16 protein-coding genes are annotated in these 15,281 nt (G+C 50.8%); 6 read left to right on the forward strand and 10 right to left on the reverse strand.

The annotated features are described in order from the left end of the window. The first annotated feature begins 233 nt into the window (after positions 1-233). Positions 234-1,613 carry a DJ-1/PfpI family protein gene (locus tag WFK81_RS26860; protein ID WP_336790025.1) on the forward strand — a complete coding sequence of 460 codons (1,380 nt, stop codon included), beginning with the start codon at positions 234-236 and terminating at the stop codon, positions 1,611-1,613. Positions 1,614-1,753: 140 nt separating this feature from the next. On the opposite strand, the gene WFK81_RS26865 is transcribed toward WFK81_RS26860, so the two are convergent. The 3 genes from WFK81_RS26865 to WFK81_RS26875 all read right to left on the reverse strand — a co-directional run bounded on the left by WFK81_RS26865 (position 1,754) and on the right by WFK81_RS26875 (position 5,203). Then, positions 1,754-2,596 carry an aldo/keto reductase gene (locus tag WFK81_RS26865; RefSeq protein WP_336790027.1) on the reverse strand — a complete coding sequence of 281 codons (843 nt, stop codon included), beginning with the start codon at positions 2,594-2,596 and terminating at the stop codon, positions 1,754-1,756. 525 nt (positions 2,597-3,121) lie between these two features. Beyond that, a complete protein-coding gene (locus WFK81_RS26870; RefSeq protein ID WP_336790029.1) occupies positions 3,122-4,162 on the reverse strand; it encodes an NADH:flavin oxidoreductase in 1,041 nt (346 codons plus the stop codon). A 150-nt stretch (positions 4,163-4,312) separates the two neighbouring features. Next, positions 4,313-5,203, reverse strand: a complete 891-nt coding sequence (locus tag WFK81_RS26875; RefSeq protein ID WP_336790031.1) for a helix-turn-helix transcriptional regulator — start codon at positions 5,201-5,203, stop codon at positions 4,313-4,315. A 227-nt stretch (positions 5,204-5,430) separates the two neighbouring features. Here WFK81_RS26875 and WFK81_RS26880 point away from each other — a divergent pair, with 227 nt between their 5' ends. Beyond that, positions 5,431-6,264, forward strand: a complete 834-nt coding sequence (locus WFK81_RS26880) for a phytanoyl-CoA dioxygenase family protein (RefSeq protein ID WP_336790033.1) — start codon at positions 5,431-5,433, stop codon at positions 6,262-6,264. A gap of 142 nt (positions 6,265-6,406) precedes the next feature. Here WFK81_RS26880 and WFK81_RS26885 read toward each other — a convergent pair whose 3' ends face one another. After that, complete coding sequence (locus WFK81_RS26885) at positions 6,407-7,243, reverse strand: sulfurtransferase (RefSeq protein WP_336790035.1); 837 nt, start codon at positions 7,241-7,243, stop codon at positions 6,407-6,409. A 168-nt stretch (positions 7,244-7,411) separates the two neighbouring features. Between WFK81_RS26885 and WFK81_RS26890 the strand changes: the two genes are divergently transcribed. From WFK81_RS26890 to WFK81_RS26905, 4 genes are all read left to right on the forward strand, one after another. Continuing rightward, positions 7,412-8,275, forward strand: coding sequence for a hypothetical protein (locus tag WFK81_RS26890; RefSeq protein WP_336790036.1), 864 nt, complete (start codon positions 7,412-7,414; stop codon positions 8,273-8,275). A gap of 175 nt (positions 8,276-8,450) precedes the next feature. After that, positions 8,451-8,897: a hypothetical protein gene (locus WFK81_RS26895; protein WP_336790038.1), complete on the forward strand. Its 447-nt coding sequence runs from the start codon at positions 8,451-8,453 to the stop codon at positions 8,895-8,897. A gap of 1 nt (position 8,898) precedes the next feature. Beyond that, a complete protein-coding gene (locus WFK81_RS26900) occupies positions 8,899-9,123 on the forward strand; it encodes a helix-turn-helix transcriptional regulator (RefSeq protein ID WP_336775646.1) in 225 nt (74 codons plus the stop codon). A 17-nt stretch (positions 9,124-9,140) separates the two neighbouring features. Continuing rightward, positions 9,141-9,821, forward strand: coding sequence for a DUF4386 domain-containing protein (locus WFK81_RS26905; protein WP_336790040.1), 681 nt, complete (start codon positions 9,141-9,143; stop codon positions 9,819-9,821). A 153-nt stretch (positions 9,822-9,974) separates the two neighbouring features. On the opposite strand, the gene WFK81_RS26910 is transcribed toward WFK81_RS26905, so the two are convergent. The 6 genes from WFK81_RS26910 to WFK81_RS26935 all read right to left on the reverse strand — a co-directional run bounded on the left by WFK81_RS26910 (position 9,975) and on the right by WFK81_RS26935 (position 15,280). Beyond that, the gene (locus WFK81_RS26910; protein ID WP_336790041.1) at positions 9,975-10,514 is read right to left on the reverse strand and encodes a hypothetical protein; all 540 of its coding nucleotides are present in this window, start codon (positions 10,512-10,514) and stop codon (positions 9,975-9,977) included. A 233-nt stretch (positions 10,515-10,747) separates the two neighbouring features. Further along, positions 10,748-11,995 (reverse strand): molybdopterin-dependent oxidoreductase, encoded by a 1,248-nt coding sequence (locus tag WFK81_RS26915; protein ID WP_336790042.1) that lies wholly within the window; start codon positions 11,993-11,995, stop codon positions 10,748-10,750. Between the two features lie 126 nt (positions 11,996-12,121). Beyond that, complete coding sequence (locus WFK81_RS26920; protein WP_012772497.1) at positions 12,122-12,310, reverse strand: hypothetical protein; 189 nt, start codon at positions 12,308-12,310, stop codon at positions 12,122-12,124. Between the two features lie 192 nt (positions 12,311-12,502). Continuing rightward, positions 12,503-12,715 carry a hypothetical protein gene (locus WFK81_RS26925; protein WP_336790044.1) on the reverse strand — a complete coding sequence of 71 codons (213 nt, stop codon included), beginning with the start codon at positions 12,713-12,715 and terminating at the stop codon, positions 12,503-12,505. 147 nt (positions 12,716-12,862) lie between these two features. Further along, positions 12,863-13,315, reverse strand: coding sequence for a PaaI family thioesterase (locus tag WFK81_RS26930; protein ID WP_336790046.1), 453 nt, complete (start codon positions 13,313-13,315; stop codon positions 12,863-12,865). Beyond that, on the reverse strand, positions 13,316-15,280 hold the full coding sequence (locus WFK81_RS26935; protein ID WP_336790048.1) for a long-chain-fatty-acid--CoA ligase: 1,965 nt from the start codon (positions 15,278-15,280) through the stop codon (positions 13,316-13,318). Position 15,281: the final 1 nt, after the last annotated feature.

Genomic DNA, 15,281 nt, shown 5'->3' on the forward strand with positions numbered 1-15,281 from the left:
GAGTCAGGCCTCCTTCATTTTTAATATTAAAGAATATGTCCAAAGAACTAATTCTATTCTGAATTCCGAATTTATAGCCCTATCGAGTCATGACAAAAAAAGAACATAGACTAGGGTCCAGTGGCTGCTCCAACGTTAGGCGAGCCCCTCTACCAAACCGCAGACTGATGAACGGAATAACTTGTTTTGTTACATTTTATGGGTAAGCAATCCAGTTGGAAGGGACGAAGCAAGTGAAAACTATATTACGCATTTTTCTTTATCTTGTCGTATTCATCGTCATCGTAGGGGGAACAGGCGCCATCGGGTACGTTCATACGATGAATACCGGCATGTCGGTTTACGACAAAGCTCCCCCATCATTGACGAACGTGAAGGTACCGGAATATGACGCAAGCAAACCGACGGTATCCGTGCTCCTGGCGAACGAAGCAACGGAGGTGTTCGATTTTCTCGTCCCGTACGAGATGTTTGCGATGACTAAAGCTTATAATGTATACGCCGTTGCCCCCGATCGCCAAATTAAATCGCTAACTGGCGGACTTGATGTCGTGCCGCATTATTCATTTGACGAAATGGATGCGATGCTCGGCAAAAGCCCGGACATTATCGTCATTCCGTTTATGCCGATTTTGAACGAAAAAAAATATGCGCCCGTCCGTGAATGGATTCGGAAGCATTCGAGCGACAAGACGACATTGATCTCCATTTGCAACGGGGCTGAAAACCTTGCGGATACCGGCTTGCTGAACGGCAAATCGGCCGCGACGCACTGGGGAGACATCAACCGGCTCATTAAGAAATATCCGGAAATCCATTGGGTGAAAGATCGACGCTTCGTCCCGCAGGGGAATATCGTATCTTCCGCGGGTCTGACGTCGGGGATCGACGCTACGCTATACGTCATTTCCCAGCAGTTGGGTGAGGCGGCAGCGAAGAAAGTGGCGAAAGAGATGAACTATCCTTCTTACGATTATGTGACAAACCCGCAAATGAAACCGTTCGTTGCCGGGTTAAGAGATATAACGTACGTACTGAACAACGCTTATCAATGGAAAAAAGTAAAGGCAGGCGTGTTGCTGTATAACGGTGCCGATGAACTGGATTTGTCCGCCGCATTCGATACATACGCCGCGTCCGGTACAACGACGACGTTGACCGTTTCTAACGCGAACGAACCGATCGTAACGAAGCACGGACTCAATCTGGTCGCGCGTTACCAGATGACAAACGTGCCGAAGCTGGAGAAAATGATTGTTGTAGGCGCCGATGCCGAGTCTGCGGCCAGCGAAGACATCAACCAATGGAAGAGCGGCGGTAACAACGCGAAGCTGCTGTTCCTGCACCGCGACGCAGCGGACCAGTTCGCCATGGATCCCGCGTTCGAGGATTTAGCCGCGCAGGAGGATGTACGGACGGCCAAATTTGCCGCCAAACGGCTCGAATATCGCGCCACCGACCACCTGAAGCTGGAGGGGAGCTCCTTCTCTTTTGAAACGTTTGGTGTACCCGTTTTGCTCGGCGTCCTGTCCTTGATCATCGCATTATTCATCGATTGGCGTTTCATCCGTAGGAAAAAGGGATCGTCCGTAGATATAGGTGCATTCAAGTAGTGCTGTTTTATACTAAAAAAGGGGCTGTGACAGCCTGCCCACCGGCAACCTGTCACAGCCCCTAAACTAATATGCTTTTCTGAATGCATAGGTTTCAAATGATCTAATCTCCGAACACGCTATGCCTTACTCTTCCCCTCTTAAATGATGTCGAGCTGTACCTTTCTAGTCGGTTCGGGGAACGCCTCATCCAACATCCCCAAGTCTTCCTCGGTAAGCTTAATACGTTCCGCCTCCGCATTCTCTTCGACATGCGCTGCTGTCGACGCCTTAGGAATGGCAATCACGTCACCGCTTCTAATGCACCAAGCCAAGAGAATCTGAAGCGGCTTAACACCATGTCTATCGGCAATCTCCTTAACCGCTGGATGCTCAACCAACCCTCTTCGTAAAGTCCCCGCCTGGGCGAGTGGACTATAGGCCATCATCGGGATTTTTCGCTCTCTCAGCCAAGGAAGCAGGTCGTATTCTACGCCGCGGGAACCGAGATGATACAGCACCTGATCGACCATGCAATTCGTCCCTCGCGCCGCGTCAAACAAATCTTTCATATCGTCCGTGTCCAGGTTCGAGACGCCCCATCGCAAAATTTTCCCCGCTTCGACCAACTGCTCCATCGCTTCCACCGTTTCGCTTAGAGGAATACTTCCTCTCCAGTGAAGAAGATAAAGGTCGAGGCGGTCCGTCTTTAACCGCTTCAAGCTTTGTTCGCAGCTGACGGCGATGCGATTCCGTCCCGCGTTGTGCGGGTACACTTTGGATACCAGAAACACTTGATCTCGTATCCCTTCGATCGCTTCTCCAACCAAGGACTCGGATCTGCCGTCGCCATACATTTCAGCCGAATCGATCATGTTCAATCCAAGCTCCACACCGCGTCTTAACGTGCGAAGCTCTTCATTTTTCTTGGACGGATCATCCCCCATATACCACGTACCTTGTCCGATTCTGGGCAAAGATGTGCCATCAGGAAGGGTTACCATGCGCCCACCCCCTTATTTTTTCAATATTTTTCCTGAAGAGCCCTGTCCTATTCTCCATAGAGAATATCTGTACTCATAAAAAACTCGATCGTACGATTGAAACAATTTTTGGAAAATAAACGGTAAGATAACAGACTATATGAAAACGGATTATGTAAACGGTATATTATTTTCACAGGAGTGGTATAGCAAGGTTTGGTTTTGTTGACTTCATGTTGAATGAGCACTTTTGACTTTTGAGTTGTTGATATGATTTTATCAATTCTATATAGGCAACCGGACACAAGAGTTAGTAGCCTCTACAAGTTTGGAAACCCCTGCCTACATTATGTTCGTACAGAGAGTTTCGGGGCATTAAATTACACCGCCAAAGCCTTGGGGCAATTTGGCGGTGTATTCGTCATTAAAGTACTGCTATCTGTTTTTCGGTCCCTCTTCATCCCCAGTCGCAATCGGATTCTCCTCATAGGAGATCCAATCACTCCAGCTGCAGAATCTGCTCCAGATTACAACATATGCTTCTTTTTAGAATAGTGTCTTCAGCGCTTCAGGCGTGAACGGCACCAATTCAGTCAATTTACCATCGCGGATTTTGCTGGCCCATGCCGGATCAACCAGCAGTGCCCTGCCGATCGCCACCAGATCAAATTCATCGTTTTCGAGCTTTTGCACAAGCCCATCAATTCCCGTAGTGGCAGAGCTTTTTCCTTCTGTGAAGAAGGTCATGAAATCACTGTCGAGTCCAACCGAGCCGACGGTAATCGTCGGTTTGCCGGTGATCCGTTTCACCCAGCCCGCAAGATTCAAATCAGATCCGGCAAATTCAGGTTCCCAGTACCGGCGGGTCGAGCAATGGAAAATATCCACGCCTGCATCCACCAGCGGCTGTAGGAATTGCTCCAGCTCATCAGGATTATAAGCTAGCTTCACGTTGTATTCCCTTTCTTTCCACTGCGAAATTCGCAACACAATCGGGAAATCCGGCCCAACAGCTTCACGGCAAGCCCGGACGACCTCTTCGGCGAATCGGGTGCGGGCTAGCAGACTGCCCCCGTAACGATCCGTACGCTGGTTGCTCTTTTCCCAGAAGAACTGGTCGATCAGATAACCGTGCGCGCCGTGGAGCTCTATGCCGTCGAAGCCGATCCGCTTTGCTTCAGAGGCCGCGTCGGCGAATGCTTGAACAATAGCGGTAATCTCGGCTTCGGTATAGTCATTCACTTGCTTCTTCGTGCCCATATGCCAGATTTGCGGCATAATTTTGCCGCCTGCGGCATGAACCTCGGCTGCGACGTTAGCCCAGCCTTTTAAAGCCTCTTCGCCGTAAAAGTGAGGCACATCCTTAGAGTTTGAGGAATCGGGATGATTCACCACCGTTCCTTCGGTTATGATAAGGCCAACATTATTCTCGGCTCTCCGGCGGTAATAAGCGGCAACATCCGCTCCAGGCACCCCATTCGGAGACATAGCGCGGGTCATAGGCGCCATCACAATGCGATTGGCCAGTGTAAGCTGCCTAAGAGTAAACGGACGGAACAAGGATTGTACGGCTGTAGAAGTTGACAATGTTTTAACCTCCGATCAAGAGTTGGATGTTATTACAATTAGCAAACCGACATGCGTAAACGGATTCTCATTATAGGAAATCCAATCGATACAGTTTTAGAATAACATAGGATACCGTAAGTCGATAATCGATGCATCGAGTTTGGACTTTCAATTTTTGAATTCCGTAGGCGTCAGACCCGTCTCCTCTTTAAAATTGCGGGAGAAATAATGGACGCTGGCATAGCCTAGCCGCTCCGCGATCACATCCATTTTTTCGCCGCTCAGCAGGTAATATTTAGCTTTACGTATACGCTCGTTGATGAGATATTGCTTCGGACTATCTCCGGTACATTTGCGAAACAGCGATGAGAAATAAATGACGTGATAGCCGCATAGCGCTGCGAGCTCATTCACGGTCCAGTTCTTCTCCGGCTGCTCATTGATCGCCTGGAGGGCAGGATCAATCTTGTCCTGTTCCGGCGACCTCGGCCGCGTCGTCAGCTGATTGCGAACGATAGTGGTGATCAGTTCTGTCATTAATGATCGCAGCACGATGCGGTAGCCCGGCTGCTCGTTCATGTATTCTTTTACAATCCGCATCAGGATTGGTTTAAGGTCAGGCTTGGTGAAAAAAGGCGGCAGCTCCAGCAGCTCTTTGTTTGGGAGCTCAAGCTTGTAGCTGGGACGGATACTGGCTTGAAGCTTCTCCTCGCTGCAGGCTTCAATCGAGAATGCGGGATGGACAGGCTCCGGCGATGACTGCCGGTAAGCAAAATGAACACCGATGAAGACGGCACCCGTTCGAGCGATAATTCGGTGCGGACAATGGGGTCCGTACAGCGCGCTGTCTCCTGCTGCCAGCGTATATTGCTCCTGCCCGATACTTATCTCGGCTTCGCCCGAAAGCAGGCAGAATAGCTGATAGTCCGGGATCATGCGAGGCCCCCATTGCTCGGCAGCAGGCACTTCGGCCCGGCTCGCAAAGTTAACCGTTGGCTGCAGGTCATCGATAGAGCCCAGGATGATATCCGGATAGGAATTCGGTGGGTCTTGGATCATACGGCGAAATCACCTCATGGCAGGAATGATCAAGGATATTTGAAAAGTGCAAAGACCTGTTTCGTATCTGTAAATACACCGCTTGCAAACTCCGCTATGCTTAGCACATCACGCCATAACACAAGTTTCGATTGATTATTAAGCTTATGCTTTCGAGGTATGAGTCATCTCGATAGCCCGTACACGGTCTATTGTGGTGATAATTCATTTTAAGAGGAGTTGTCGCTATGTTAAGTCAAGCACAAATCGCGGAGTTTGAAAACAACGGTTTTCTAAAAGGCGGGGTCGTGCTGAACGACGACCAGGTAGAGGAGCTTCGCGAGGAGCTAGATAAGGTGATGAACGGCGAGACCGTGAATAAGCCTGTCTTGAATCGCAACATGCTGGATTCGGATTCCCCTTATGACAATATGAAAATGATCACAAGCGAGAGTGTCGTCCAGATCGTTAATATCTGGCTTGCCAGCGATCGTTTCCTCCAGCATGCCGCGCATTCGGTCATTTGCGAGGAAGTGGCGCAGCTGTGCCATTCCAATTCGCTTCGCATCTGGCATGACCAAGTGCAATATAAGCCGCCGATTACGGGCGGACCTACGAACTGGCATCAGGATCACCCGCTGTGGCCGATCATCCAGCCTGCCGATCTCGTCAGTGCATGGGTAGCGCTTGACGATGCTGTGATCGAGAACGGCTGCATGTGGATGGTGCCGGGCAGCCACAAGTGGGGCAACCACCAGCGTTATCTGGCGAATACACCGGACTTCATGCCGTACCATAAACAGCCGGAGATGCTACCGAACAATGCAGTAGTAAATGCCGTACCGTTCGAGATCAAGAAAGGCCAAGTGGGATACCACCACTGCCTGACTTGGCACGGCAGCCCGAACAACCGCTCCGAGATGAAGCGCCGCGCCATCGCCGTGCACTACATGCCGGGCCACACCCGCTACGAACCCGTAGGCGAGCACGTCATGCTCTCCTACGTCAACGTAAAGCCGGGCGAGTTGCTCGTTGGCGATCATTTCCCGGAGGTGTACCGGAAGCAGGGGGTACAGGTTTAATGATTTTAAGGCGGGAGCCGCGCGGATAGCGCGGCTTTTTTGTGGTGCCTGACGTTGACTACAAAACATAAAAAATACAGAGCAACGGCATCCCTCTCGCCGAGCTCTGTGTCTCAAATCACTTCTAACCAACTCTCAGCCCTTACTCATCCCCAACCGCAATCGGATTCTCCTCATAAGAGATCCAATCACTCCAGCTACCCGCGTACAACCGCACCTTCGTGAAGCCCGCTTCCTGCAAAGCAAGCACGTTCGGGCATGCCGTTACGCCGGAGCCGCAGTAGACGATGGTCTCTTCGTCCTTTGGCAGATCCTCGAATCTTGCTGCCTGCTCGTCCGCGCTTTTCCACTTGCCGTCTTCTCCCTTGCCTTCGGACCAGAGACGGTTGATAGCTCCAGGGATATGGCCGGCTTTCTTGTCGAGCGGCTCAACCTCGCCCCGGTAACGCGCACCGTCACGGGAATCGATCAGCGTAATGTTCTCTGCGCCAAGCTTCTCTTTGACTTCGTCCATCTCAATCAGCATGTTGTGCTGTACGGTAGCCAGGTAGCGCGCAGGCACGAGCACCTTCTGCTCCGCGTTCACCGGGAAGCCGGCATTTTGCCAAGCGGTAAAGCCTTCATCCAGTACAAACACCTGCTCATGGCCCAAATATTTCATCAGCCACCACAGGCGCGAAGCCATTGCTCCGCCTTGATCGTCGTACGCGACAACGCGGGTTTCGTTGCCGATGCCAACCTTGCTCAGCGCGATGGTCAGGTCTGTAATATCCGGCAACGGATGGCGTCCGCCATGCTCTTCAATGGGAGCGGACAGGTCCTTTTCCAAGTCCAGATATACGGCACCCGGAATGTGGGAGGCTTCATAAGCCTCGCGGCCGGAGACCGGCTTGCCAAGTTGGAAGCGGCAGTCGACGATAACGAGGTCTGTCTCATATAAGCGGGCAAGAAGCCATTTTAACGATACGATATTGTTCATGAAGGAATAACCGCCTCTCTCTTATCAATGCTATATGAGCATTATACATGATTCAGGTCCCTGACTTCTAACCTTACCTTATATCCTTGCAAGTCTGGTATACATAGGTGTTTTTCCGTAAATAATGATTGGCTATAATCTTCTGCGGAAGACCAAGGAGATGAATGAATGTTCAAGCGTTCTTTAAGAACGACCGCCGTTGTTTTCCTTATTGGCGCAGCATTTATGACCGAGGCCGCAGGCGCGCCATCACCGGCCCCTGCCGCAAGCGGCATGTTTCCGGATTATGAGGTCAAGCTGCTCATGAACCCAAAAACAACGCTCGGACCGGATTACAAGCTGACAAGCTCTGTACTAAACGCCTTCTCGATGCCAAGGAAAACAACCAAGATGAATGTTGCTTACCTCGATACGAACAGCAAGGATATCACGAATAACGGATGGAGCATACGCATTCGCAAGATAGAGGACGAAGATCATTTTGAATTAACCTACAAGAAGCGCTACGCCATCACGAATGACGATATTAATGCGGCTTTAACCCAACCCAATGACGATGGATTAGACTCCGGCGACGAGAGCTACGATTCACAGGTGGAATGGGGCGATCAGAACAAAACGCTCAGTATGGCCTATTCCGCAAGCGTTAGCAATGCCGGCTACACAGGCATGGATCTACCGCCCATCAACGACACTCGCAGCCTAACGATTGGCAACGCTCCGGATAAATTCAGCAATTGGCTCTCCGCAAGTTGGGGAAAAAACAAGCTGCAGGCCTCCCGTTACTACGGGCCGGTTCTTGCAAAGCGTTCCACAGGTACTTGGAGAGGCATGAAGCTGTACATTGAGGTATGGCCGATCAAGAACGCTGCCGGCACCGGAACGGAATATGTCGTTGAGGCTTCCTTCAAAACCCATAGCGCAACCTCAGCTTCTGCCAAGCATAATGAGCTGGCTGCTTATCTGAAGAGCAAAGGCTGGCTGCTCGCCCAGGATTCGCTGAAAACGCAATTAATTATGGACCGTTACTAATCCGGTCAAATCTATCCCAAAGGCTCTCCCGCGCAAAGCTTTATGCGTGGGAGGGCTTTTTTTCTCGAAAAATAGGCCTGTCACTTATGTAAAGTTAACTTGACACTGAGTATAGTTTATATTACATTTTGTATATAGCACTTAACTTATTTTACCATTCAAGGAGGTACAACGCTTGACCTACCAGGAAAAGAAAAGCATTACCACGTTAATTAGCGCCGTGCTTATTTTCGCCGTCTATTGCTTGTATAAGTACGCGCAGTACCCGGAGGAAGGAATGGCACTTGAGGAAAGCATCCGTTACTGGGGCTCCTTCGTGCTGGTTCTGACTCTGGTGTCTATTGTCGCGCATATTGTGATCAGCATTATTTTCAACATCATCTTCCGGATCACCACCGGGGAGAAAGAACCGGCATTTGCCGATGAACTGGATAAACTCATAGAGTTAAAAGCTCACCGGAACTCCTTTTTCCTGTTTATTCTTGGTTTTCTGCTTGCCATGGTGTCTCTGGCCACCGATCGGCCGTTAAACCTGATGTTCCTTATCCTGATTGCCTCCGGCTTCCTGTCGGACGTTACCGGCTCGATCACGAAGCTTTATCACTACCGGAAAGGAGTTTAACATGGCTAAAAATCTTGTCGGCAACCACATCCGCAAATTACGGTTTAATCATAACGAGATGACACAGCAGCAATTGGCTGACAAGGTCGGCGTAACGAGACAAACGATAGTCGCATTGGAAAAAGGCAACTACTCCCCGTCCCTTGAGCTAGCCTTCCGAATCTCCCACGCTTTTGGACTGCCAATCGAAGAAATCTTCTTCTACGGGGATGATACGAGCCAATAAATAAGAGGAGGAATACCATGGTTTCCATAACCAAAACTCCCAAAGTAACCGGCACCCTGTTTATACTCGCATCCGTATCAGCCGTACTGGGTCTTCTGTTCTACGGCCCTATCCTTAACCACGCGAATTACCTGACGAACGGCTCTGAGCACGCAGGCCAGATCATCCTCGGAGCCTTGATGGAACTGATCCTTGTTGCTTCTGCCGTTGGCACGGCGGTCACGATGTATCCTTTTCTGAAAAAATATAACGAAAGCATCGCCCTTGGACATGTTTGTTTCCGCCTGCTCGAGGCCGTCGTTATCACCGTTGGCATCGTTGGCATGCTGTCCCTCGTCACCTTAAGCCGGCAATATGTTTCCGCTGGCACTCCCGATCCCGCTTCTTATGAAGCTGCCGGAACGTTGTTCCTGGCGGTGCATGACTGGACCTTTATGCTTGGCCCTAACTTCTTGCTCGGCATTAATACGATGCTGTATAGCTACATTTTCTACAAATCCGAGCTTGTCCCCCGCTTCATCCCGATCCTTGGCATGACCGGCGCCGTACTCGTGTTTAGCGCCTCGCTGTTCGAAATGTTTGGCGTATTCTCTCAGTTGTCGGTCTGGGGTGGCCTCCTCTCCCTGCCGGTAGCCGCAAACGAGATGATCCTTGCCGTTTGGTTGATTGTTAAGGGCTTTAATAAAGCGGCACTCTGAGGAGATGCACGCATGCCAAAAAGGCCGGGATTCCATTGAGGAATTCTGGCCTTTATTTTTGTTGTAGGGATGTATTGCAGCTGCTTAATATCTGTCATTAAACACTTCCACAGATCATCAACCTATCCGTATCTCCGTCTTCCCACTATCGATTTAATTGTCCTTGCATATGTTAGTCTTTCCTAAGTTACGGTACAAAGGCTCCGTACATCCAATTAAGTCTTTCTCATTTGTGAATCTCATGACCAATTCATTAGAAGTGGTGAGACTGTATATTTCAATACTGATATCCAACCGATCAAGTGGCTTTACTACCTTTAAAATGTAGTCCATATCCTTTTCATTAACGTCACCGTTTTTAGTGAACGTATATAAAGTCTGTTTATTCGAAAACCAGTGATACTCTTTAAAGGAGTAAATAGGGTCAAGAATATTTTTATAGTACTCCGCAGTCGACCGCTGTAAATTTAATTCCTTTTGATCAGCGCGATTCGAACGCCATTCTTCTGTATACTTATGACCGATATCCAAATAATACAAGGTAGATAATGTTCCTACGATGACCAATATTCCGTATTTGGCTTTTCGAATACCGTAATCGCGAACATTCAGAAGAAAGATAAGCAATCCTGCAACTATAATAAAACTATACATAATTACAGATTGCCAATTCGGAATTTCCGTCGTTGACATCAGTTTGAAATTCACCATTTCCAGAATCACTCTACCAATAATCCACGAAAAGAGCACCGCGTAAAATAATCTAAAGATGTTAGCCCCTCCACCTCTTTCAATACAATCACACATAATTTTACAGGAATAACGCTTTTATTACTATCAGATAATGATAGATAAAGAAACCAAAAAAAACAGCCTTCCTACGCTACACTTAGCGAAGAAAAGCTGTTTCTTTTTCATCTATCCCCCTACACCCAAGCATCAATATCATAGCCGCGCTCTTCCCAGTAGCCGATATGATCCTTGTCGATCAGCTCGATTCGAACAAGCCATTTCACCGATTTGTACGCGTACATCTTGGGCACGATCAGCCGGACCGGGCCGCCAAGATCGCTTGGGATCAGATTGCCGTCATGCAGCATCGCGACCATAATGTCGTCCATTTGCGCCTGCTCGAGGGTCAGCGCATCGGTGTATACGCCATCCCCCGAGTAGAACTTCACCGTTTTTGCGTTTGTTTTGACTCCGGCCTCCTGCAGGAATTGCTTCAGCGGAATGCCTTCCCACGTATTCTTGTACACGGACCAGCCCGTCACGCAGTGGAAATCGCTCACCTGAACCTTGCGCGTCAGCTTCACGAATTGCTCCCAGTTCCACTTCATCGGCTTATCGACCAACCCGTCTATGGTGAAGGACCAAGTCTCATTGGAAAATGTCGGAATCGGCGTTACCGAATAGATCCGGAAATCGCCTTTTGCTCCCCCGCCGAGCGGAGGTGCGGATGCAGGCATGGGCTGCGGCAAGGGAACAAGCTGATTGCCATCCCTCGTCACAATCTCCTCATAAGAAGGACTGCCGATACTGACGCCTAGCGTATTAACGGTCCACTTCAGAAAAGACGGCCCAACCGCGACGGCGATTCCGCCGCCAACCGCCCATTTTACGAAGGAACGCCGGGACATATACGATTGCGGGCTTGCCGCGGGATGAATCGGTGCCGCTCCAGTCTTCTCTTCGCGCTCTATTCGTACCGTCCGACGGTTCGGCTCCTTGAGCCATTTGGTCCGCGTGATGGAATGATAAATAATATAAGGCAGGCCAATCCAGGTTAAAAGATCATGTACCGTCAGCGCATGGTTCGACACGCGCGGTCCCACGGCCCGGAACTGCCAGAGCAGTACGCCCGAGATGAACCATCCGACCAGAAGGCCAAGCACAACAAAGACATTAAACTTCTGCCAAGGCTTTCCCTTCAGCTGCTTCCAGTGCTTGGCGGCGAGCAAGAGATAGAACACCACCGGAACGAGGGACAGCAAGCCTACGATAATGTGCAGCTCCTTCAGCCACACTCTTCCTTCTCCAAGCACGCCACGCCAATAATTCATCACCAGCATGATCCCGGACAAAGCCAGCACAACCACAATCCAGCCGTTCCAGGTATGTAGAATTGCAAGCTTACGCCCAAAGCCTTTGCGAATCGCGGCAAGCCATTTCACCCTGATCGCCCCTTCTCGTTTTTTGCGTATCCTATGGATCTATGCTTAGTATAAGCCTGCTCAATCTCCAGCACAAAAAAGGCTTTGCACCTGTATCGCACAGATGCAAAGCCATTTCGTATGCGCTCAACTGACCGAGGAGTTGATCTTACCCATCTCGTCTTCCACTAAAATTGTTAATTCATCCTCGTATCCGCCCGTTATCCTGTACTTCCGGATATAGTCCTTTACGAACTTGCGCGGGTCCTTCGGTTGAAAAATTCTCGTGAGTTCCTTCAGGCTTTCCTTGACCTCATTCTGGCTATGCTTCGCCATGAAATCTCCTCCCCTATACGTTGGATGGTCGTCCTAAACAACAAATTCGAGAACGGATGCGGAAATTACGCCGCAAATTACCCCCCATTTCAGTGCAGGCAACTCCATGGTCAGGTCAATGAGTCACAATGTTTGCATTTTTCTTACTATTATAACATTTCAGGCAAGATTGTAAAATAAACAAATGTTAATCTAACCTGTGCCTTCGTTCTCCCGAGGCGGCTCCACAGGAGGCTCATCATCCTTTGGCGGAGCGGCTTTCGGGGGAATTGTCGGAGGCGGAACGTCCATGGATGAATGATGCGATTCATTCCTGTTAAACATTCGTAAATAGGCAAAAACGCCAATTAGTGCAACTGCAATGCCAAATATCAGTACGACCGCCGTAATCCATCCATCGACCATGCTCCCGCCTCCTCTCTTCTTATATATATCGGCTGAAAGCTGATTTGGTTTCAGTTAATCCGCCTATAAAATTTTCTTCCATATATAGGATATATTATATCGAACCAGCTGTCCGTCAGCAACTCGGCCGAATTGACTAAATATTCGTTATCGCGACACAATCCGATAGGTTCCGCTTCCCCACGCGATCAATCTTTCTTCCTCATCCTTCACCGTTGCCTGCAGGGTAATCGTCCGTCCAATCCGGTGCATGATCTCGGCTTCGCACACCAGATTGCCGCTCTTCGCGCTCTCCAGAAAATGCGTGTTCAGGCCTGCCGTAACCGTCTTCTCGCGGCACGCAATCATCACGACAAGACCCATCGCATTATCCAGCATAGACATCAATACCCCGCCATGCACGATGCCAATCAGATTCAAATGACGCTGCTCCGCGCGCAGACGGATCGCCGCTTTTTCCGCATGGGCAAAGACGACCTCACATCCAAGCTCGCTCCAAAAAGTCCCGCTGGCCAGCTCCTCCAGCTTCGCCAAATGCCTCTCGATATCCGCCTGCTCCGCGGCAAAATCCTCCGCCACTCGCATCACCGCCTCTTTCATTTATTGCTCCTTCTCCAGCTCCTCCATCAGCTTGCGCCTTAAGACCTTGCCGATCATCGTCTTCGGAAGAGACTCCCGGAATTCGTACAGATGCGGCACCTTAAACGCGGCAAGCCGCTGCCTGCACCAGACGTCGAGCTGAGCCGCCGATACGTAGGAGCCCTTTTTAAGTACAACAAAAGCCTTCACCGTCTCGCCGCGGTACGGATCCTTCACCCCTAGGACGGAGGCCTCCATCACGGCCGGATGCTCATACAGCACCTCTTCGACCTCTCGCGGATAAATATTGAAGCCGCCCGCAATGATGACATCCTTGATTCGGTCTACAATCGTAAAAAAGCCGTCTTCGTCCATATAGCCAAGATCGCCGGTATGCAGCCAGCCATCCCTCAGCACGATTTCGCTCTCCTCCGGATTGTTCCAGTATCCCTTCATCACCTGCGGACCGCGGATAACAAGCTCGCCAACCTCGCGAACGGGAAGCGGCTTGCCTTCCGGACTGAAGATCGCGGCTATCGTATCGGGAAAAGGCATGCCGATCGTGCCTATTTTGCGTTTGCCCCAGATCAGATTGGCATGCGTCACCGGTGAAGCTTCCGTGAGGCCATAGCCTTCGATCAGCTTGCCGCCGGTCATTTTCTCGAACTGCTCCTGCACCTCAAGCGGCAGCGCCGCAGATCCGCTGATACAGGCCTCGATCGAGGAAAGATCGGTGCTGGCTGCATTCTTATGATTAATCAAAGCCACATACATCGTTGGCGCACCCGGGAACAGCGTTGGCTGCTGCCGGCTGATGGTATCAAGCACGGTCTCGGTCTCAAAACGCGGCAGAAGCACCAGAGAACCAGCGCGCATAATGGAGAAATTCATTAACACGGTTAAACCGAATACGTGAAATAACGGCAGCGCCGCCAGAAATCTTTCGTAGCCATCCTTCACCCTGTAGCACCAGGCTGAAGTCTGCATCGTATTGGCCACAAGGTTCCGGTGGGTCAGCATCACCCCTTTCGGTGTTCCGGTCGTACCTCCTGTATATTGAAGCTGGGCTAGATCGCTGCCGTGGATGTCGGTTAGGACGGGAAGATTAGAGCTGGAGGACAGAAGCTTCTTATAAGAAACAACACCGTGACGGCCGTACGGAATATCCGCTTTGAAGCCTTCTTTGCGCTGTTTGAGCGGGTAGAGGAGATTTTTCGGAAATGGAAGTCCGTCCTTCAGCGACGTAATGACGGCGTTCTTGAGCTGGGGAACCGCCCCCGCCTCGGGAAATTCGCCGCGCACCTTGGCAAGGCGCTCATAGAACAGGTCGACGGTGATGATCGTTGTCGCTCCGCTGTCCTTCAGCTGATGCTCCAGCTCCCGCTCCACATAGAGCGGATTGGTCTGAACCACAACGGCGCCAATCATGAGAGCGGCATAATAAGAGATTACGGCCTGCGGACAGTTCGGCAGCATAATCGCCACGCGGTCGCCGCGGTTAACGCCAAGCGAGATCAGACCGTTTGCCAAGCGGCAGGTATGGTCGTACAGCTCGCGGTAAGTGAGCGATTTGCCCAGAAAATGAACGGCTTCATTCGCCGGGAATTTCTCCACGGCATTAACGAGGAACTGCGGAATGCCATGATTCGGGTAATCCAGGGAAGCCGGGATCTCCAGCGGATAGTGCCGCAGCCACGGCTTGGGAATCGCCGCCGGAGCCTCGGGCTCCTCCGATGCCGAGGAAGCCACGGCTTCCTCGGGAGCCGGCTCATCGCCTGGGGCGGCGGCTGTCGCGGCAGGTGCTTCGCTTGGCTCTGCCTCCGCGGACGGAGCCGCTGGCTCCACCACCGGAGGCTCTGCCCCTATGAGCTGCGGGGCTGCGGCTTCCTCCTGCCGTGGCGATAGTGGCGGTTCGTTAGGTGCGGAATTGGGCGGCTTTTGCCGATCCTCGGGTACAAGCGGGTTTTCCGGATTTGTCGAACCCATA

The organism is Paenibacillus sp. MMO-177 (assembly GCF_037147795.1).
In the GTDB taxonomy this organism is placed as follows: Bacteria; Bacillota; Bacilli; order Paenibacillales; family Paenibacillaceae; genus Pristimantibacillus.